The following is a 20,750-nucleotide window of genomic DNA, read 5'->3' as shown; positions in this document are numbered from 1 at the left end:
TTCTCAGTTAATTGTCCTTGTCGACTTCCGACGTTCGCGTCGTGTCGTCCGGACCGCCGGCCACGTCAGTCGTGCCCGGGTCGTCGTCTATCTCGGCGTCCATCTCTTCGATGACGTCGTCAGCGTTGTCGAGACCACTGTCCTGCCCCTGTTTGATTTTCTGGGCCTCCTCTTCCATCGCCTCGACATCGACCTCAGCTTCCTCATCGATCTGTCCGAGAATCTTCTCAATGTCGTCCAGACCGAGCATTTCGCGGGTCTCGTCGTCGAAGTCAAGCGCTTCCAGCGAGTGGCCGTTCTCCTTGACGTCCGACCCCTGGAGGTGCTTGCCGTAGCGGCCCACCAGCGAGGTGAGCTCCTGCGGGAGGATGAACTTCGTCGACTCGCCCTGCCCGATCTCGGCGAGCGTCTCCATTCCTTTGTCGATAACGGCGCGTTCACCCATCGATTCGGCGGATTTCGCACGCAGGACGGTCGAGATTGCGTCACCCTGGGCTTCCAGAATCTGGCTCTGCTTTTCACCCTGTGCGCGGATGATGTTCGATTGCTTGTCACCTTCCGCCGTCTCGATGGCGGAGCGCCGTTCACCCTGGGCTTCCAGAATCATGGCACGGCGTTTCCGCTCGGCGGAGGTCTGTTGCTCCATGGCCTGCTGGACGTCCTTGGACGGGTTGACCTCGCGGACCTCGACGCTCTCGACGCGGACACCCCACTCGTCGGTGGGTTCGTCGAGCTCTTTCCGGATGCGGGCGTTGATTTCGCCCCGCTTGTTCAGCGTGTCGTCCAGTTCCATGTCACCCAGCACGGCACGGAGGGTCGTCTGGGCGAGGTTGGAGACGGCACGCTCGTAGTTGTCGACTTCAAGGAACGCCTTCTTCGGGTCCATCACCTTGATGTAGACGACGGCGTCGGCGGTCACCGGCGAGTTGTCGCGGGTGATAGCCTCCTGCCGCGGCACGTCAAGCGTCTGGGTACGCATATCGAACCGCGTCACGTCGGAGACGAAGGGATAGATGAAATGAATCCCCTGGTCGAGGACGCCGCGATAGGTACCGAGGACCGTGTAGGCACCTTTCTGGTACGGGCGGATGATCACGACGCTGGAATACACCAGCGCGATGGCGATCAGGAGGAAGATGACGGTAACGAAACCGACGAGTCCTCCCAGACCTTGCAGCGGTGCTGTCGCGGGGAACATGACAATGAGAACTCCGGAGCGCGCAAAGAAAAGGCTTCGGTGTCCCTGTCACAAACTACCGAATTACACACCTACGCCCGCTCGGACTCTCGTTCTGGTTCAGTGTCCGCATCGCTCCGGTTTCGGTCACGTTCGAGCGCGCGGTCGATTTCATCAGCACCCGACTCAACCGCTTCGACTTCCAGAACGTTCCCACCGCCGGGGTCGATGACGATGACCTCCGCTCCCTCTTCGATGGGGTCGCCGGAACTGCGAGCCTGATAGTACGGATTGAACCCGCCGTCTTCCAGTTTGACCTCGCCGTCGCTCCGGGTCACGCGCTCGGTAACGGTTCCGAACTGGCCCGTAAGCGAGTCAGAACTGAGCGTCTGGCCGCGGCCCGGCGCAGCGAAATCGAGCTTTCGATATCCCCAGAGCGTGACCGCTGTCGTTGCAAGCACGACGACAGTAAGGATGAGTGGCGCGAGGATACCCAGGCTTGCAGGGATGAACAGCCCGACTAGCCCCGCCGTCAGCAGGGCCACGCCGAGCACGAAAAAGTGGGTCCCGGGAGCGAGCGCTTCGCCCACGATGAGGCCCGCGCCGGCCAGAAACAGCAGGATGGAGAGCGACATACCTAACAGTGGTTCGGCCTGCAGTGGGGCAACCGTCGCCAGCGGGTTTACCATGCACGGACTTAGTGTCGGAGCAGGATTAAGTGTCGGGGTGGAGAGCGCACCGCTTCCGTCATCGGTACAGCCTCACACGTCGCTCGTCCGGACGAAGAACCCGTACAGAACTGCGGTGCCGAGCGCAACGGACAGGACCACGCCGCCGAGTGTAGACGGCGTGTACATCTCCGCCCCAAGGAACATCCGCCCGAGCGCGAGAATCGCGATGCAGACTCCCAGCGCAACGAAAATCACATTTTCGGGCTTTGGCGCGTCGGGTGTCACCTCAAGATCCGGAGCAAAGGAGCCGGCGACTGCGCCCTCCTCGTCGGCGGCGTCACCGTCGGGGTCGTCTTCGACCTGAATCACGTCGGCGTCCGTCGCCAGTTCGTACTCCTCAGTGAACGTATTACCCGTAGCGGCCGCATCGTCCTGTGCGGCCCCGTCGTCATCCATGTTTCGCGGTACGTGCCGTGACTACAAAAGCGCTGGCGACTGTGGTTACTTGATTCGCGTCCCCAGCGGAGCGTCCTCGTGGGTCGTCAGCAGGTCCGCCTCGTCGCCGGCGGCCAGCACCATCCCGTTGGATTCGATGCCGAACAGCTCGGCTTTCTCCATGTTTGCAAGGAGGATAACGCGCGTTCCGGGAAGCTTCTCGGCGTCGTGGAGCTGTCGCAGGCCGGCGACGACCTGTCGGACCTCGTGGCCGATATCGACTTCCAGGCGCAGGAGCTTGTCCGCGCCCTCGACCGGCTCGGCGCTGCGAATCTCGCCGACGCGCATGTCGACGCCCTCGAAGTCCTCGAAGCTGATGCGGTCCTCGACGAGTGGCTGGAGGTCGGCGGTGTCCACGTCGCCGTCGTCCACTTCGTCTCCGGCGGCTTCGCCGCCTTCATTCGAGGCTTCTGCCGAAGCCTCGCTGGCCTCCTCGACCCGTTCCTGCAGTTCCTCGTTCAGCGCCTCGATGTGGTCGTCTTCGACCTGTTCGAATAGCTCCGCGGGCTCGCCGAACTCGGCCGGCGGCGCTTCGAGCGCGCTGTCGAGGGTCACGTCAGCGACGGAGCCCTGTTCGCCGAGCTGGCCCCAGAGGCGCTCGGCCTTGCCCGGCAGGACGGGCTGCATGAGCACCGCAACGGCCTTGGTCAACTGAACGCAGTCACGGATGACCTGCTCGGCTTCCTCGGGGTCGTCGTCGACGAGGTTCCACGGCTCGTTGCGCTGGATGTACTCGTTGCCGTAGTTCGAAAGCTCGATAGCGATTTCGGCCAGTTCGCGGATGTCGTACTCTCGGACGGCTGCCTCGAAGTCCGCAATCGCGTCCTCGATTCGCCCGCGCACGTCGTCGCTGACGGCAGCGTCGGGCGTCCCGTCGTAGTTGCGCTCGGCGAACAGCAGCGAGCGGTAGATGAAGTTCCCGACGTTACCGACGAGTTCGCCGTTGACCCGCTCCTGGAAGCGGTCCCACGAGAAGTCCACGTCGGTGTCGATCTGTGCGCCGGTGGCGATGTAGTACCGGAACAGGTCGGGATGGAACCCGGCGTCGAGGTACTCGTCGGCCCAGACGGCGCGGTTACGCGAGGTCGACAGCGCGTTGCCGTCGATGCCGACGAACCCGGTGGCCAGAATCGACCGGGGCTCGTTGTACCCCGCGCCGCGAAGCATCGCGGGCCAGAACACCGCGTGGTGCTGGATGATATCCCGGCCGATGACGTGGATTATCTCGCCGCTGTCGTCGGCCCACTCGTCGTCCCACTCGGTGCCGTGGCGCTCCTCACTGTCGATCTTCCAGACCGCTTCCCAGTCGTACTCGTCGTCACCGACGCGCTCGGTGTACTGTTTCGTCGAGGCGACGTACTCGATTGGCGCGTCGACCCAGACGTACAGCACCAGCTCGTCGCCGCCGTCAACGTCTTCGGGATAGTCCACGCCCCAGTCCATGTCCCGCGTGATACAGAGGTCCTGCAGTTCGCCCTCGATCCACTCGCGGGGCTGATTCTGGGCGTTGTCGGTCCCTTCTAGACGGTCAAGGAAGCCCTGAAGGTACTCCTGGAAGTCAGCAAGCCGGAGGAACTTGTGTTCGCGGGTGCGGTACTCCGCGGGGTTCCCGGTCAGCGTCGACACCGGGGCCTCGATTTCGCCGGGTTCGAGGTGGCGTTGACACCCCTCGTCGCACTCGTCGCCGCGGGCCTGTTCCCCGCAGTAGGGACAGGTCCCTTCGACGTAGCGGTCGGGGAGGGGCTGGTCCTCCTCGGTGTCCCAGGCGACCTCGATCTCCTTCTCGTGGACGTGGTCGTTTTCGACCCACGAGCGGACGAACTCCTGGGTGAGTTCGACGTTGGTCTCGTCGTCGGTATGCCCGTAGTTGTCGAATTCGATGTTGAACTGCGGGAACGTCTCGGCGTAGGTTTCGTGGAAGTCGAGTGCGAACTCCCGCGGTGCGACGCCCTCTTCGGCGGCGTTGACCGCGACTGGCGTGCCGTGCATGTCCGACCCCGAAACGAACGCCGTCTGCTGGCCGATTCGTCGGAGGGCGCGCGACAGCGCGTCCCCGTCGACGTACGTCCGGAGGTGGCCGACGTGCAAGTCACCGTTCGCGTAAGGCAACCCACAGGTCACGACCGCCGGCTGGTCCGTCGGAAACTCGTCGTTGCTCATACCTGTTCGTGTGCCACCGACGGGTCAAAAGGGGGTTGGTTTCGGCGCGCTCGGCCACGCTCCGGGTTACAGCAATGCCAGCGTGCCACCGGCAAGCCCGAGTGTCACGACAAGCCGCCCGGCACTGCCGAAGAACGTCGCTGCGCCGAACCGATAGTAGTCGCGTTCGAGAACGGTAAACGCGTAAATAGAGATGGTGTCGGGGAAGAAGGGCACACAGAGCGCAAGCGCCAGTCCAACGTAGCCGTACTTCCGTGCAAGCTGTACCGTCTTTCTTTCAGACCACTCGATGAGATTGAACCGTGAGCGCTTGATCCAGCGCACGAGTGGGCCGTACTCCTTTGCCTCCTGACCGATATGGAAGGCAACGAGACTGCCGAACGCCTTCCCGAGACCACTGACGAGGATAATCGCCACCAGATTTCCGTTCGTTGATAGCCCGAGTCGAAGGGTTTCGGCCGGAACCAGTACGACTTCGCTCGGGAGCGGGAGAATAAACGCGATCAAAAACGAGTACACCGCGATAATACCCAGCCCGGTGGGACCGGTGGCCGTACAGACCCCCTCTTCCAGTGGTGACAGTGGTGTGCCGGCGGTTGTACAGTCGCCGAGGAAGGCAATGAACGATGCGGTCGGTACTACCAAGTCCACGCCTGCCTGTAGCAAACAGGCACTTCTAAACCTTCGTATGTCTTCTCGGGAGCGCTCAATACCAGTATGTTCGAGAGCGGAGACCGTGATTCAGTACTAACCGATATCTGCGACTCAGCGCCTGCCGAGGGCAGCGACTCAGTACCAGTCGAGATCCGCGACGAACGACCGTAGCATCGACCGCGTGACGTGGGGCATACACACGACGCGCATCTCGCCGGCACCGGTCTTTGAGACTCGCCAGCCGCGGTCCCTGAGTTCGTCTGTCATTGGCATCGAGAGGTCAGCCGCAACGAGGGGGAGTTCCGGGCCAACAACGTCGTGGCCCCGCGCAGATAGCTGGTCGGCCAGCCAGTCGGCGTTGGCCATTGACGTTTCGTACTGCTGTCTGTAGCCCGCCGGCCACAGCGACTCCATCGCCGCGACAGCCGAGGCCACGCCGGCACCCGACCGCGTGCCTGTCAGCGTAAGCTGGTCCGTCGATTCCAGATACGGCGTTTCGACAGCGAGCTCATCGAGCAGCGTGCGGTCACGAGCGAGTAGTCCGCCGGCAGGAACCGCCGCCTGCCCGACCTTGTGGGGGTCAATGGTCATCGTGTCGATGTCCGCGTGGCCGAAGTGCCAGTCGTGGTCGGTGAACGGGAGGTAGAAGCCGCCCCACGCGGCGTCGACGTGGCAGAGGGCATCGACCGTCTCGGCGAGGTCGGCGATGGCCGGAATCGGGTCGACGTAGCCGTACTCGGTCGAACCAGCGACGCCGACGACACACACCGTGTCCTCGTCGACGAGTTCCGCCATCGCCGCCATGTTGACGCGGTAATCCGCCGCCGGCGCGGTCCGGAGTTCCACGCCAAGCACGTCGGCGGCCTTGGTAAAGGAGAAATGCGCGTGAACGGGCGCAACCACGTTCGGGTCGTCCGTGTCGGCGCGGTTCCGAGCGATGCGTATCGCCTGTAAATTAGCCTCCGTCCCGCCCGAGGCGACGTAGCCCGCGGGGTCCGAGAGCCCGGTGATGTCGCCGAGATACTCGACGGCCTCACGTTCCAGACCGGCGATGGTCTCGTACGTGCCCGGGTCTCCGGGGTTCGTCGCGAGGAAGCGTTCTGCCGCTTCGCGTGCCGATGGATGCGGCACGGTACACATCGACGAGAGGACGCGCTCGAAATCCTGTGGCTCTGCCCGCTGAAGCATCTATCGGGTGTATAGCGGGGGAGTGGTTTAGCCGTTGTGCTCGTGCGTATCGTTGTCTGCTGTTTATTCGCTCCAGTGGCAGAAGACTGGCCAGGACGGGCTAGCTATCCGTACGCAGTCCGTTCACGTGTTCACCGACCGAATTACCAGTTCGATGGCCCGATCTTCTTCGTCGCTTTCGCACGAAAGCCCGTGGGACCGATCAGCGACTCGAAGACGGTCTGGCGCTCAGTGTCGAGCGCGCCGCCGAAGGAGCCGACCCGCATCGTCCGGTACGTCTCGAACCCCTTGTCGTTGGAGTAGAAGTAGACGCTGCCGTGCAGCAGGCCGTGGATGAGTTCGTCCGAGCGCACGTCGCCCGCGGGCCGGTCGAGTTTGACGAAGGCCACGGTCCCCCAGTTGACGACCGCTTCCCGGAGCCCCATGAGGAACGCGATTTCGTGGTTCTGGGGCAGACCGAACTCCGTCGCTCGTTCGAGGTCGGTCAGCGAGTCGATGACGATGAGCGTCTCCGCGGCGTCGCTCACCCGGTCGCTGATGTCGGTAAGCAACTTTTCGAACGTCTCTTCGGGGGCCTCTCGCTCCGGTGGCTCCGCGTCGGGCTGTTCGATTTCGGTGTCGCTCCGTCGAGCATCGAACAGCGGCTCGGGGACGGGCAACAGCTCCATGAATCGCTGGGAGAAATCCGCGACGGTCATATGCTCCGTGAGTGCCTCGAACTGGTAGCCGTCGAGGACGGCGTCGAGTTCGCTGTAGACGTGCTCGCGGTCGTGCGAGAGCGTGATATAGGTCACCGAATCCGGAATTGCCTCGCTACGCCGGGCGATGCTGTTTGGGACCATCTCGGGGCGGTGTTTCGCAAGCATCAGCGTGGCGAGGCTGGTGTAGGTGAAGGCGTCGCCCCCCGCGTCGGAGGCCCCGGCCAGCAGGACTGTGCTCCCGGTTGGAATCCCCCGAACCTGTCCGTCCAGCCCGGGGATGCCGAAGGGGATGTACGACACACCGGAGCTGATACTCTTGGCTTCCGGTGTCGATTCGGGTGCCATACCGCAACGAGGCGAACAGCGCAAAAAAGCCTGCTGGCTACGTCAATCGGCCGCGGTCTCAGCGGACCGATTCCAGCAGCAGCCGCTGTTCGACGCGCTTGACCTCGTGTTGCACGTCACGCACGGCGTCGATGTTCGGCGAGATGGAGGTGACTCCTTCGTCGACGAGGAAGTCCACCATCTGTGGCTTCGAGGCGGCCTGCCCGCAGATACTCGTGGCGACGTCGTGCTCGCGGCAGGTCCCGATGACCTGGCGCATGAGTTCGAGAACGGCCGGGTGGAGTTCGTCGAAGCGGTCGGCGACGTTCCCGTTGTTGCGGTCGACGGCCAGCGTGTACTGGGTGAGGTCGTTCGTCCCGAAGGAGACGAAGTCGATGCCGGCTTCGCAGATGCCCTCGATGGACAGCGCGCTCGCCGGCGTCTCGACCATGACACCCCAGTCGCGCTTCTCGGGGTCGATGCCGACCTCCTGCATCAGCGCCTTCGCCCGCAGGATGTCCTCGGCGTCGGTGACAAGCGGGAGCATCAGCTCGACGTTGTCATAGCCCAGGTCGTACAGGCGCTCGAACGCGCGGAGTTCGAGCTTGAACTCGCCGGGGCGGTCGAGCGACCGCCGGATGCCACGGTAGCCCAGCATCGGGTTGTGCTCGCTGGGCTCGTCTTCGCCACCCTGCAGCTGGCGGAACTCGTCGGAGGGAGCATCGAGTGTGCGGACGCGGACCGGGCGCGGGTAGAACGCCTCGGCCACCGAGCGGACGCCCTCGACAATTTCGTCGACGTACGCGCGCTCGCCGTGGTCTTCGACATAGCGCGAGGGCGTCTTGTCCGTCGAGAGAATCATGTGCTCGATGCGCAGCAGGCCGACGCCGTCGGCCCCCGTTGCGGCGGCCCGCTCGGCGGCTTCCGGGATGGAGACGTTGACCTTGACCTCCGTTCCGGTCATCGGCTTCACCGCCGAGTGTGTCTCGACTGGCCCGGCGTCCTTGTCTTCCTCAGTCGTCTCGGGGACATTGGCCCCTTTCTCGACTGTGCCCTTGTCGCCGTCCAACGTTATCGTCTCACCGTCCCGGAGCTTCTGTGTCGCGTCCTCGGCTCCGACAACAGCCGGGACGCCGAGTTCCCGGGAGACGATGGCGGCGTGACTGGTCATCCCACCCTCGTCGGTGATGATGCCGTTTGCGCGTTTCATCGCTGGTACCATATCCGGGGTGGTCATTTCGGCGACGATGATGTCGCCGTCCTCGACCTTATCGAGATTGTCGAGTTTGTCGACGATGCGGACGACGCCGGTGACCCGGCCCGGTGCGGAGCCGATTCCGGAGAGCCGAACCGCCTCGGACTGGCTCTCCATCGCCCCGCCGTCGGCGACACCCGATTTGGCTCCCGGCGGCTGACTCTCGGCTTCGTTGGCCGAGCCGGCGCTTCCTTCGGGGTCGTCGATAGTCGTAATCGGGCGGGACTGGAGCAGATACACCTCGTCCTCGTAGACCGCCCACTCCACGTCCTGTGGCGTGTCGTAGTGCTCCTCGACGCGTTCGCCGACCTCCAGAAGTCGGTGAATCTCCTCGTCGGAGAGGACACGCTCGTTGCGCTTCTCCTCGGGGACGGAGCGTTCGATGGTCTCTCCGTCTTCACCCCGAACGCACATCACCTTCTTGTCGGCGACGGTCACCTCGTCGATGGTCTCCGTCTCGCGGTCGATAATGTAGTTATCGGGCGAGACTGCGCCGGAGACGACCGCTTCACCCAGCCCCCACGCGGCCTCGATGATGGCTGTCGGGCCACCGGTCGAGGGATGGCTGGTGAACATGACGCCGGATTTCTCCGCGTCGACCATCTGCTGGACGACGACAGCGATATCCACGGCGTCATGCGCGAAGTCGTTCTCGTTGCGGTAGTAGATAGCCCGCTGGGTGAACAGTGACGCCCAGCACTCCTTGACCCGCTGCAGGAGGTCCGTACGCGAGACGTTCAGGTACGTGTCCTGTTGGCCGGCGAAGGAGGCGTCCGGGAGGTCCTCGGCGGTCGCTGAGGACCGCACCGCAACGTCCTCGTCGCCCATCTCGTCGTAGGCGGCCAGCAGGTCCTCGCGGACTGACGGCGGGGTGTCCGTTTCCAGGATCAACTCCTGGGCGCGTTCGGCCGCCTCGGCCAGCGCCTGCGAGTCATCGCTGTCGACATCGACGGCCTCGAACAGCGGCTCGTCGATTCCAGTTGCTTCGATGAACGACCGATACGTGTCGGCGGTAACGACGAACGCCGACGGAACGGGCAGGCCCGCTCCGGTCAGTTCTCCGAGAGACGCCGCCTTGCCGCCGACCCGCGCCAGGTCGTCGGCACCGATTTCGTCGAGCCACAGTGTTGGCATGGACTCATTCGTACCATCTTCAACGACAATTAAGGAAGTTCCGGTTGCCATCAGTGAAAAACCGCTCTTCACTCGATTTCGAGTGAATTAGGCAGTCACGCCGCCGGTGCTGTTGTGCGGTCACGCCTCGATGATGTCGTCGTCGTCGACAGCAGGGACGGTCACTGTACCGTCCAGTGCAGTGACGGCGCGCCCGCCGACCCACACCTCGGTCCCGTCGGTATCAACTGACACCGTCCCGGGCCGGTCGCGGAAGTGCCCACCCTCGGCGATGATCTGTTCGATAGTGTCATCGAGCGCCCCGTAGCGACGAACGAACGCCGCGCAGGCCCCCGACGCCGTTGCTGTTACCGGCTCTTCTGCCCGACTCCCCACTCGGAAGGCTCGGCCGTGGAACGTCGACCGGCGCGTCGCGTCGGCACCGACGGTATCGAACGTGAACGGATATACGCCGGCCGCGTCCACGCGGTCACAGAGCGAGTCGACGGCAGCTACGTCCATGGTCAGCCCGCTCAGATGCTCGAAGTAGTTGACCGGGACCATGAGCCACGACTCGCCCACGCCGGCCGTCACGAGCGGGAGGTCAGCACCTACGTCTTTGAGCGTGGCCGCGTTGAGTCCGAGTGCGTCCGCAACATCGCTGTATGGGATATCTACTTCGGTGATGTCGGCCCGTCCTTGCTCGACCCAGACCATCCCGTTCTGTTTCGTCTCGACAGCGACGTCGCCCCTAGCGGTGGCGACCGTCCACTCGCTGTCGTCGATTTCACCACGCTCGTAGAGCGCCGCATGAGCCGCGACCGCGGCCGTCTCCGCCTGTGCCAGTTCCTTTGTTGGCGAGAAACAGCGAAGCCGGCGGTCGGCGTCTTCTGCCGGCAGGACGAACGCCGTCTCGGTGGCCCCCAGTTCGCTGGCGACAGCCTGCATCTGGTCGTCGGTCAGTCCGTCGGCTTCGGGCACGACGCCGGTCGGTGTGCCCGTCGTCGGCTCTGCGGCGAACGCGTCGACAAGCAACGCCTGTCGGGTATCCATGGCACGGAGTTGTGCTGACCCGCAGATAATCTTTTCCGGAGTCGTCGGTGGTGCCCGACGACGAGCTCCGATGAGATACGTGACGTTGACCGGGACACGCCCCTGACGGACGACTTTAGTACAGGGAGGTATCACTGGAACGTATGAGTGAGGACGTCGACCTCCCTGAAAGCCACCCCCGCTACGAGTCGCTTCTGACCCGCCACCGTATCGAAGCGGGCGTCGACCGCGGTATCACCTCCCGGCAGGGCCTCATCGCCCAGGGCCGCGGTGAGGCCTTCGACTACCTGCTGGGTGAGCGTACTATCGACAGCGCCGACGACGCCGAGCGCGCCGCTGCGGCACACCTTCTGTCCGCCGACCACGCCGTTGTCTCGGTCAACGGCAACGCTGCAGCCCTCGTCCCCGGCGAACTCGTCGAACTCGCCGAGGTGACCGGCGCAGACCTCGAAGTGAACCTGTTCAACCGGACCGAGGAGCGCATCGAGGCCATCGCCGACTACCTCCGCGAACACGGCGCGACAGACGTGAAGGGGCTCACCGCCGACGGGCGCATTCCCGGCCTCGACCACGAGCGCGCGAAGGTCGACGCCGACGGCATCGGCGCAGCGGACGTGGTGCTGGTGCCGCTGGAGGACGGTGACCGCGCCGAGGCGCTCGGCGAGATGGGCAAGACGGAACTCGTCATCGACCTCAACCCTCGAAGCCGCTCGGCTGAGGTGGCAACAGTGCCCATCATCGACAACATCATTCGCGCGATACCGAACATTACCGAGCACGCCCGCGACCTCCGTGGCGACCCGGACGCCCAGCAGGATGCCATCGACACGTTCGACGCCGACAGCGCCCTTACCGACGCTGAGCGGACGATTCGGGAGGGCGACCTCGAATGAGCCTGCCGCCGTACATCTACGCCGACCGCCGGGTACCCGACGAGGAAACCGTCAGAGAAACCCTTGACCAGCGGACGATGACGGCCTTCGGCGACACCGAGCAACTGGAACGCCTCCATCGGGTGTTCTATCCGGTGTTCAAGATCGACTACGAGTACGAGACCGGGAAGGGGAAGCTGCTCGGGACGACGACGAAGTCTGAGACAGCGTTTCTCGACGGACTCTGGGCGGACAACGACCGGGCCGTCTCGCAGTACGTCGACGACACCGACGCGGTGGTCCGCCGAGCGACCAGCGACTACGATTTCGGCCGCAGCGACCCGGTGCTTGGCCGCTCTGTCCTGCTGCAGTTTCAGGTCACTGACGACGACGCCCGGTCGCTACTGCCCCAGCGCGTTGCGGAGTACCGCGACCAGCAACAGGACGCCGCCTCTGGCACGGCCAACGTATTCCTCCGGAAACTGCGTGAGTCCTACGGCCTGCCCGGAGATTTCGACCCCGACGGGTTCGACGGCGTGACCGGTGTCGACCGCCTGTATCTCCCCTTCTGGCTCGCCGAGTACCACTCGCCCGACAGCACGGACGTCAAGCTCGTCACGTTCCGGGACCCAGACGCCTCGACCGAGGAGCTACAGCGCCACGGCTGGCTCGCGGAGTTTTTGAGTGCCGAACCCCGCCGGCTGGCCGAGTACGGCTACGAGGTCAACCCGGACCGCCTCGAACGGAACATCCGGGAGCGGATCGACCAGTCCGACGAATCCGGCACGGCCGGGATGGGCGGCGATTCTGGCTCCGACAGCACCGACGGCGCGCCCTCGATAAACCGCGAGCGGCCCTCGGACGACGGGACGGTGGTCCAGCCCGACGGCGTCGACATGGAAGCCGACGGTCTGGTCGACCCGGACCCGTCCCGGAGCTTCGCCGACGTGGGCGGGATGTCCGAGCTACTGGAGACGCTCAACCACAAGGTCGTCCGGCCGCTACAGGACCCGAGCGCTTTTGAGGAATACGGCATCGGCGTCGTTAACGGCGTCCTGCTGCACGGCCCGCCCGGCTGTGGGAAGACACACGTCGCGGGAGCGCTCGCGGGCGAGGTCGACCACGCCTTCATCGAGGTCACGCCCGCCGACGTGACGAGCAAGTATATGGGGGAACCCGCCCAGAAAGTCGAGGAACTGTTCCAGATCGCCCGCGCGAACGCGCCGTGTATCCTCTTTATCGACGAAATCGACGGCATCGCCGGCGCACGCGACGGTGACAGCAACATGAACAGCAGCGAGCAGCAGTTGGTCAATCAGTTGCTCACCGAACTCGAAGGCATCGCAGACGAGGACGTGGTGGTGCTGGGCGCGACGAACCTCGTCGAGGACGTGGACGACGCCATCCGCCGCTCTGGCCGGTTCGACGAGCGGGTGGAGGTCCCGCCACCGGACCCCCAAGCTCGCAAGCAGATTCTGGAGATTCACCTCGCCGGCCGACCCACTGCGGACGACATCAACCTTGACCCCGTCGTCGAGGAGACGGCCGGCTTCGCGGCCAGCGACATCGAACTTCTCGCCGAGGACGCCGCCCGAAAGGCGTTGCGGGCGGATGCCCCGATCGGGACGGACCATCTGCTGCAGGCTGCCACAGAGACCGACACCAGCATCCCGGACTGGGTGGACCCCGAGATGGTCGCCGAGAATGGCGTCGTCCAGCCCGACAGCGTCGACCTGCAGGCCAGTTCGCTGGTCGAGACTGACCCGGGACGCGACTTCGCCGACGTGGGCGGGATGGGCGAACTGAAGGACCGACTCGAAGACACGGTCCTCGACCCACTGGAGAACGCCGACGCCTACGCCGAGTACGGTATCGACGTGCTCTCCGGGCTGTTGCTGTATGGCCCGCCCGGCTGTGGGAAGACCCATCTCGCCGGCGCGCTCGCGGGTGAACTCGGGCATAGCTTCGTCGAAATCAGCCCCGCGGACGTGACGAGCAAGTGGATGGGCGAGCCGGCCCGCAACGTCGCCGAGGTGTTCGAGGTGGCCCGCGCGAACGCCCCCTGCGTGCTGTTCATCGACGAGATCGACGGTATCGCCGGCTCTCGGCGCGGCTCGATGAACACAAGCGAGCAACAGTTGGTCAATCAGCTGCTCACCGAACTCGAAGGCGCGGCGGCCGACGACATCGTCGTAGTTGCGGCGACGAACTTCGTCGAGGACATCGACACGGCGCTACGGCGCTCGGGCCGCTTCGACGAGCGCGTGGAGGTCCCGCCGCCGGATGCCAAGGCTCGCAGGCAGATACTAGAGATCCACCTGCAGGACCGGCCCGTCGCCGGCGACATCGACTGGGACGCCATCGTCGAGCCGACGGCTGGCTACGCCGCCAGCGACCTCGAACTCGTCGCCGAGGACGCGGCTCGCCACGCCTTGCGAGACGGCTCGGAAATCACGCAGGAGCACCTCGAAATCGCCGTCTGGGAGACCCATTCGAGCATTGCCGACTGGGACGACCGCGACCGCTATCAGGGGGCTGAGGGCACCGCGGACCTGGGGCTCGGGCCCTGAGGACGGCTCACTCTAGCTCCTCGTTGAGGGCCACAGCAACCCGCTCGGTGAAGGCCGGTGACTCGACAAGCGCGCCCGCGGCCTCTATGTCCTCGTGGACCGGGCGGTCAGCCGTCAGCTTTGGGACCACCGCGCGGACAGCGTCGTAGGCCTCGGCCGACCCGACGCCCAGTTCGAGGTCGTTGTCGACGAAGTCGGCGGCCTGCGCCCCACAGCACAGCTCGACGCCGAGAATCGCGGCGGCGTTTCGCGCCGTTTTCCGGGCCAGATAGGCCGACTGCGCGCTCATGCTGACGTGGTCCTCCTGATTGCCGCTGACAGGGGTGTTGTCCATCGAGGGCCGGCCGAAGGACCGACATTCGTTCAACAGCGCCGCAGCGGTATACTGGGCAATCATGTAGCCCGAGCGGACGCCGCTTCGCTCGGTGAGAAACGGTGGGAGGTGTGGCTCCTGCAGAGTGGGGTTGAGCATCCGGTCGGTCCGGCGCTCCGAGATGGCTGCGAGTTCGGTGAGCGCGTTCGTCAGATAGTCGAGACGCATAGCGAGTACCGCGCCGTGAAAGTTCCCACCGGACAGCACGCCCGCGCTATCGGAGCCGGAGGCCCGGTCGTCGACGCTCACAACGCCTGCCCCGCGGCCCGCCTCTCGTCGGTCGCTCCCGCTCGCTTGGTTCGAGGACTCACTACGCTCGGCCTCGCGGGGGAACACCAGCGGATTGTCGGTCGCGCTGTTGAGTTCCACCTCGACGGCCTCCCGGAGGTGGGCGACGGCGTCACGGACTGCGCCGTGGACCTGCGGCAGGCAGCGCATCGCATAGGCGTCTTGCACGCGGTCGCAGTTGCGGTGGGACTCGACCACATCGGAGTCGGCCGTCAGCCGCCGGATGTTTCGCGCGCTCGCGGCCTGGCCGGCGTGGGGCCGGACGGCGGCGATGGCTTCGTGGGATGGTACTGTTGAGGAGAGGGTCACCTCCGTCGTGAGCGCGCCAGCGATGTCGGCGGCAGTGACCAGTCGCTCAGCGTCGTCGAGCAGGAGCGCGGCGACGCCGACGGTCAGTTGCGTCCCGTTGATGAGCGCCAACCCCTCCTTGGCCCGGAGCGTCACCGGTTCGAGGCCGACTGCGTCGAGCGCCTCGTCGCCGGGGAGTCGGTCCCCTTCGACCTCGGCTTCCCCCTCCCCGATGAGCACCAGCGACATATGTGCGAGCGGGGCGAGGTCACCGCTCGCACCGAGGCTGCCCCGCGACGGGACGACCGGGTGGACGCCCGAATCGAGCATCGCTACCAGCAAATCGACGACGGACTCACGGATGCCTGAATACCCCTTCGCCAGCGTGTTCGCCCGTGTGACCATCATCGCCCGGACTTCCTCGGTCGTCAACTCCCGTCCGACCGCGGCGGCGTGGCTCCGGAGGAGGTTCCGCTGGAGGGCATCGAGGTCCTCGCGCGGGATGCGCTCGTCGACGAGGTCGCCGAAACCGGTGGTGACGCCGTACACCGCCTCGCCGCTGTCCAGCACGCTCTCGACGCGCTCGCGGGACTCGCGGATTCGCTCGCGGGCGGTGTCGGCAACGGTGACGGTCGCGCCGTTCCGGGCGACGGCGACCACGTCAGCGGGTGTGAGAGATTCGCCGTTGAGGACGACTTCGGCGGTCATGGTTGCACCTCCCGGTCGTATGACTCATGCGTTGGGGTGCTGACGACCGAGCCGTCTTTCAGGATGGCGTCGACGACGTTGGTCCCGTACTGGTAGGGAATGTGGACGTGACTCGGCGCGGCAAGGACTACGGCGTCTCCGGGCGCGCCCTCCCGGAGCGTCCCCAGTCCGTCGGTCCTGTCCAGCGCAAGCGCGGCGTGTTTCGTTCCAGCGATTAGCGCTTCGGCCGGCGTCAGTCCCATCTCGACGCAGGCCAGCGACAGCGCAAAGCCCATGCTGTGGCTGTGGCAGTTCGGATTGAAATCCGTCGCTACCGCGACGGGCGCACCCCGGTCGCGGAACGCCGTCGCGTCCGCGTACGCTGCGCCGAGACCGAACGCCGTTCCGGGGAGCAACACCGGCGTTACGGCAGCGTCGACAAGCGCGTCAATGTCTTCGCCGGTCGCGTGCAGGAGGTGGTCGGCACTGGCCGCGCCCACGTCCGCCGCCAGCTGTGTCCCGCCGATGTGGGCCAGTTCTTCGGCGTGGACCTTCGGCGTCAGCCCAGCGGCTGCGCCTGCTTCGAGGACCCGTCGGGACTGCGCGACCGAGAAGACGCCCTCCTCACAGAACACGTCGCAGAACTCGGCGATGCCCTGTGACTCGACCGCTGGAACCTGCTCGTCGACGACCGCCGCGGTGTAGTCGTCGGTGTCCCACCCCTCGGGGACCGCGTGTGCGCCCATGAATGTCGGGACCACGTCGACGGGATGGACCGCGTCAGCGCTGTCGATAACTCGGAGCATCTGTAGCTCTGTCTCCGTGTCGAGCCCGTAGCCGGACTTCACCTCGACTGTCGTCGTCCCGTGAGCGAGCATGGTGTCGAGATGGGCCAGCAGGTTCGACAGCAGCGTTTCCTCGTCGGCGTCCCTGACCGCCCGGACCGTTCGGAGGATGCCGCCGCCTTCGGCGAGGATGTCCTGATAGGACTTCCCGCGCAGTTTGGCGGCGAACTCGTCCGAGCGGTCGCCGGCGAACAGCGCGTGGGTGTGGGGGTCGACGAAGCCCGGAATGACGGCCTGACCGTCGGCGTCGACAGCGTGGTTGGCGCTCTCCGGCGGGTATTCGGCAGTCACCTCAGTGGTCGGACCGACAGCGGCGACCGTGCCGTCCACGATGGCGACTGCGCCGTCCTCATAGGTTTCTAGGCGGCGGCCGTCCGTCGCCGGGCCTGCGACGAGTTCATCCGCGCCGTAGACCACCGCATCGAGGGTTGTCATCGGCTCCCTCCTAAGCCGCTGAGGAAGTGTGCGACGGCGCGGGCCCCGGCGCGGGCGGTCCGGTCCCCGGCGTCCAGTGGCGGCGCGCACTCGACCACCTCGAAGCCGGCGATACGGTCGTCGGACGCCACGCGGCCCAGCATCCGGAACAGTTCCCGCGTCGAGAGGCCGCCCGGCGTCGGCGCGCTCACGCCCGGCGCGGCTGCGGCGTCGAGCACGTCGAGGTCCAGACTGACATAGACGGCGTCCACGTCGCCGAGCGCGGCGAGCGCGTCGTCCACCGCGTCGGCGGGGTCACCGGCCACCGACGCCGGCGGCAGGACTGTCCCGCCCTGCTCGGCGAGGTAGTCGTGGTACGCTGTCGAGGTTTCGAAGTGGCGCGCGCCGACAACGGCCAGTGCGTCGAGGCCTGCATCGTGGAGCTGTCGGTACGGCGTCCCGCTCGTCGGCTCGTCCCGAACGGCGCGGCAATCGAGGTGGGCGTCGAAGCTGACTGCGCCGACCGTTTCGTGAGCCAACAGTGGCGCGGCGTTCGGGAACGTCAGCGAGTTATCGCCACCGAGAAACACCGGTACTGCGCTCGTTGCATGGACCCGCGCTGTTACCGAACGGACGGCACGCTGAACCTGCTCGACACCCCCGGCCGGAATCTCGATGTCGCCGAGGTCGGCGACCGAGCGGACCGGTCCGCGTTCGATGTGATGCGTCTTCGTTCCGCCGAGTTCGCGTCGGAGAGCCGCCGGGCCGGCACGCGCGCCCGGCCGTCCGATGACGGCCCCGTCGTACGGCTCGCCCACCAGCACCACGTCGTACTCGGCAGCGGTCGCGAGCGTGGCCGTCTCGACGATGTCACCGAACTGCTCGTCGTTCGGGTCGTCGGACGGCCCGGTCCACGGCGACGGGTCTGTCAGGTCGGTCATTGGTTGCGGTTGCGGTCACGCATCGGGACCGCGACATCGTTCTCGTCGGCCATCTCCTGTGCGATTTCGTAACCGGCGTCGGCGTGGCGAATGACGCCCATCCCGGGGTCGGTCGTGAACACGCGTCGGGCCTTCTCAGCCGCGAGGTCCGACCCGTCGAGGACGACGTGGTTGTTCGTGTGGAGAGAGTTGCCGATGCCGACGCCGCCGCCGTCATGGACGCTGACGATATCCGCGCCAGCCGCACAGTTCAGCAGGGCGTTCAGAATCGGCCAGTCGGCGACGGCGTCAGTCCCGTCTTTCATCGCCTCCGTTTCGCGGTGTGGCGAGGCGACGCTCCCGGCGTCTAGGTGGTCTCGCGTGACGACGACCGGCGCGGAAATCTCTCCGTCGGCGATAAGCTCGTTTATACGGAGCGCGAGGCGAGTGCGCTCGGTCAGCCCATCCTCGGTCGCGTACCCCAGCCAGCACACTCGCGAGGGCAGGCCCTGGAAAGACACCTGCTCTTGGGCGAGGTCTATCCAGCGATGGAGGTCGTCTTTCTCCGGGAACAGCTCCTTGACCGCGTCGTCTGTCCGGTGGATGTCCGCGGGGTCGCCCGAGAGCGCGGCCCAGCGGAACGGTCCTTTGCCCTCACAGAACAGCGGGCGGATGTACGCGGGAACGAACCCCGGGAAGTCGAATGCTGTGTCGAGGTCGCGCTGGTCCTCGACCTGCCCCCGGATGTTGTTGCCGTACTCGAAGGCGATAGCACCCCTCTCCTGCAGTTCGAGAATGCCTTCGACGTGGCGCTTCATCGTATCAAGACTCTCTGCGACGTACGTCTCGGGGTCGCGTTCGCGGAGCCGGTCGGCTTCCTCGACGGTGTAGCCAGCGGGGTAGTACCCTTCGAGTTCGTCGTGCGCACTCGTCTGGTCGGTCACTACATCGGGAACGAACCCCATCTCAAGCATCTCTGCAAGCATATCCGCGGCGTTCATGTGGACGCCGACGCCGTAGGGCTCACCATTCGCCGCGGCCTCCTGTGCCCGCTCGATAGCCGCTGCGAGGTCGTCGGCCTTCTCCTGACAGTACCCCGTTTCGATACGGCGGTCGATGCGCTCCTCGTCGACTTCGGCCGCGATGCAGACGCCGTGGTTCATGGTCACCGCGAGCGGTTGCGCACCGCCCATTCCCCCGAGGCCGCCGGTGACGACAATCTTCCCACGGAGGCCGTCGTTGTCGGGGTAGTGTTTCCGGGCAAGCGCGGCCAGTGTCTCGTAGGTCCCCTGGATGATGCCCTGTGTGCCGATGTAGGCCCACGAGCCGGCAGTCATCTGGCCGTACATAATCTTCCCTTTCGCTTCGAGTTCGTGGAAGTGTTCCCAGGTATCCCACTTGCCGACGAGGTTCGAGTTCGCGATGAGGACGCGCGGGGCGTTCTCGTGGGTCTCGAACCGACCGACCGGCTTGCCGCTCTGGACGAGGAGGGTTTCGGTGTCGCCGAGTTCACGGAGTTCGTCGACGATGGTGTCGTAAGCGTCCCACGACCGGGCCGCACGTCCGGTCCCGCCGTACACGACCAACTCTTCCGGCTTTTCGGCGACTTCGGGGTCGAGGTTGTTGTTCAACATTCGGAGCGCGGCCTCCTGTCGCCACCCTTCACATTCGATGTCGGTGCCGGTGGGCGCACCCTGGTATTCGCGCCACTGTTCCGAGGGCGTCCCGACGTCGTGGTCGGTGTCTGGGGCAGACTGCTGTGCCATACCCTCCTGTTCGCCCCCCGGCGTGATAGCGGAGACTTTCCGTGCGGAACTGTTTTTATATATGCATGTGAATTGGTTGCTATGTACGAGGCGGTGTTCCGGGTGGCCGGTGACGGGGCCTATGAGGCGGCGACCGACGGAACCGGCACGCGCATCGAACTGTGGTGTACCGACCACAGCGACCTCCTCCACCTCCGCGGTGGGGATGTCGAGCCGGTCGTCGAACAGGTCTGCGGGACTGTCGGCGTCGCCGAGCGCCTCGAAACGAATGACGGGCAGGTTCTGGTCACCGAGGCGTGTCTGAAGGTCCACATAGCGGACACCGTCGAGCGCTATTTGGCCGACGAGGGGTGTCTGCTCGTGCCGCCACTTCGGTACGCGGAGGGGCACAAACTCGTTCGGGCGCTGGGGCTCAGTTCCGACGCGCTGTCGGCAGTGTACCGGTCGTTAGCGTCGGATTTCGACGTCACTGTCGAGTCGAAACGCGAGGTTGGGTCAGTGACGCCCGACGCGCCGCTGGTGACTGTTGGAGACGTGGTACCGTCTCTCTCGCCACGCCAGCGCGAGGTGTTCCTGACAGCGCACGAGGAAGGGTACTACGAACTGCCGCGCGGGACGACGACGGCGGCTATCGCGGACCGCGTTGGTGTCCAGCGCCGAACCGCGGAGGACCACCTGCGGCGCGCCGAAAAGAAACTGGCTGACGCGCTGGTAGCGTACCTGTAGCTGCGGTGGTCGTGACTGGTACGCTGCCCTAACAGCACCCAGTTCGGGGCTGGTGTCGATGCCCGCAGTCCGGACACGTCGCACTGAACGCCGTCGCATCGTACTCGAACCCGGTGTCACACTGCTGGCAGACGAGTAGCTGTGCCATAGCGAGGACACAGGACTGTGCCCATATGAGTGTCCCGCCGCCGCTGGCGGGGTGTACTTCCG

General features: G+C 65.5%; 16 protein-coding genes. 3 read left to right on the top strand and 13 right to left on the bottom strand.

The features are described 5' to 3' along the window. Positions 1-7: 7 nt before the first annotated feature. The 9 genes from RR_RS12040 to RR_RS12000 form a co-directional block, all read right to left on the bottom strand. On the bottom strand, positions 8-1,198 hold the full coding sequence (locus tag RR_RS12040) for an SPFH domain-containing protein (RefSeq protein WP_007188820.1): 1,191 nt from the start codon (positions 1,196-1,198) through the stop codon (positions 8-10). Between the two features lie 71 nt (positions 1,199-1,269). Next, positions 1,270-1,866 (bottom strand): NfeD family protein, encoded by a 597-nt coding sequence (locus RR_RS12035; RefSeq protein WP_004957882.1) that lies wholly within the window; start codon positions 1,864-1,866, stop codon positions 1,270-1,272. Positions 1,867-1,938: 72 nt separating this feature from the next. Next, the gene (locus RR_RS12030) at positions 1,939-2,304 is read right to left on the bottom strand and encodes a DUF7312 domain-containing protein (protein WP_004957880.1); all 366 of its coding nucleotides are present in this window, start codon (positions 2,302-2,304) and stop codon (positions 1,939-1,941) included. Positions 2,305-2,349: 45 nt separating this feature from the next. Next, entirely contained in the window at positions 2,350-4,503 is a 2,154-nt protein-coding gene (metG, locus tag RR_RS12025) for a methionine--tRNA ligase (RefSeq protein ID WP_011223852.1), read from the bottom strand. Positions 4,504-4,569: 66 nt separating this feature from the next. Continuing rightward, on the bottom strand, positions 4,570-5,154 hold the full coding sequence (locus RR_RS12020; protein ID WP_004957875.1) for a YqaA family protein: 585 nt from the start codon (positions 5,152-5,154) through the stop codon (positions 4,570-4,572). Between the two features lie 138 nt (positions 5,155-5,292). Then, a complete protein-coding gene (gene mfnA / locus RR_RS12015) occupies positions 5,293-6,345 on the bottom strand; it encodes a tyrosine decarboxylase MfnA (protein WP_007188823.1) in 1,053 nt (350 codons plus the stop codon). A gap of 143 nt (positions 6,346-6,488) precedes the next feature. Then, on the bottom strand, positions 6,489-7,391 hold the full coding sequence (locus RR_RS12010) for an RAD55 family ATPase (RefSeq protein WP_011223851.1): 903 nt from the start codon (positions 7,389-7,391) through the stop codon (positions 6,489-6,491). A gap of 58 nt (positions 7,392-7,449) precedes the next feature. Next, positions 7,450-9,759, bottom strand: coding sequence for a phosphoenolpyruvate synthase (gene ppsA, locus RR_RS12005; RefSeq protein WP_049939163.1), 2,310 nt, complete (start codon positions 9,757-9,759; stop codon positions 7,450-7,452). A 120-nt stretch (positions 9,760-9,879) separates the two neighbouring features. After that, positions 9,880-10,791, bottom strand: coding sequence for a PhzF family phenazine biosynthesis protein (locus RR_RS12000; protein WP_011223849.1), 912 nt, complete (start codon positions 10,789-10,791; stop codon positions 9,880-9,882). 143 nt (positions 10,792-10,934) lie between these two features. Between RR_RS12000 and RR_RS11995 the strand changes: the two genes are divergently transcribed. Both RR_RS11995 and RR_RS11990 read left to right on the top strand, forming a co-directional pair. Continuing rightward, the gene (locus tag RR_RS11995; protein WP_011223848.1) at positions 10,935-11,684 is read left to right on the top strand and encodes a 4-phosphopantoate--beta-alanine ligase; all 750 of its coding nucleotides are present in this window, start codon (positions 10,935-10,937) and stop codon (positions 11,682-11,684) included. Continuing rightward, on the top strand, positions 11,681-14,233 hold the full coding sequence (locus tag RR_RS11990; RefSeq protein ID WP_011223847.1) for an AAA family ATPase: 2,553 nt from the start codon (positions 11,681-11,683) through the stop codon (positions 14,231-14,233). The genes RR_RS11995 and RR_RS11990 overlap by 4 nt, the downstream gene beginning before the upstream one ends. A 7-nt stretch (positions 14,234-14,240) precedes the next feature. On the opposite strand, the gene hutH is transcribed toward RR_RS11990, so the two are convergent. From hutH to hutU, 4 genes are read right to left on the bottom strand one after another with little or no spacing between them, the layout of a single operon-like run. Further along, on the bottom strand, positions 14,241-15,890 hold the full coding sequence (gene hutH / locus RR_RS11985; protein WP_011223846.1) for a histidine ammonia-lyase: 1,650 nt from the start codon (positions 15,888-15,890) through the stop codon (positions 14,241-14,243). After that, positions 15,887-17,149, bottom strand: a complete 1,263-nt coding sequence (gene hutI, locus RR_RS11980; RefSeq protein ID WP_011223845.1) for an imidazolonepropionase — start codon at positions 17,147-17,149, stop codon at positions 15,887-15,889. Before hutI ends, hutH begins: the two co-directional genes overlap by 4 nt. Next, positions 17,146-18,069 carry a formimidoylglutamase gene (gene hutG, locus RR_RS11975; protein ID WP_011223844.1) on the bottom strand — a complete coding sequence of 308 codons (924 nt, stop codon included), beginning with the start codon at positions 18,067-18,069 and terminating at the stop codon, positions 17,146-17,148. Before hutG ends, hutI begins: the two co-directional genes overlap by 4 nt. After that, on the bottom strand, positions 18,066-19,814 hold the full coding sequence (gene hutU, locus RR_RS11970; protein ID WP_011223843.1) for a urocanate hydratase: 1,749 nt from the start codon (positions 19,812-19,814) through the stop codon (positions 18,066-18,068). Before hutU ends, hutG begins: the two co-directional genes overlap by 4 nt. A gap of 81 nt (positions 19,815-19,895) precedes the next feature. On the opposite strand from hutU, the gene RR_RS11965 reads away from it, so the two are divergent. Beyond that, a complete protein-coding gene (locus RR_RS11965) occupies positions 19,896-20,540 on the top strand; it encodes a helix-turn-helix domain-containing protein (RefSeq protein WP_011223842.1) in 645 nt (214 codons plus the stop codon). The last annotated feature ends 210 nt before the right edge of the window (positions 20,541-20,750 follow it).

The organism is Haloarcula marismortui ATCC 43049 (assembly GCF_000011085.1).
In the GTDB taxonomy this organism is placed as follows: domain Archaea; phylum Halobacteriota; class Halobacteria; order Halobacteriales; family Haloarculaceae; genus Haloarcula; species Haloarcula marismortui.
This window is presented reverse-complemented; position numbering and strand designations above follow the sequence as displayed.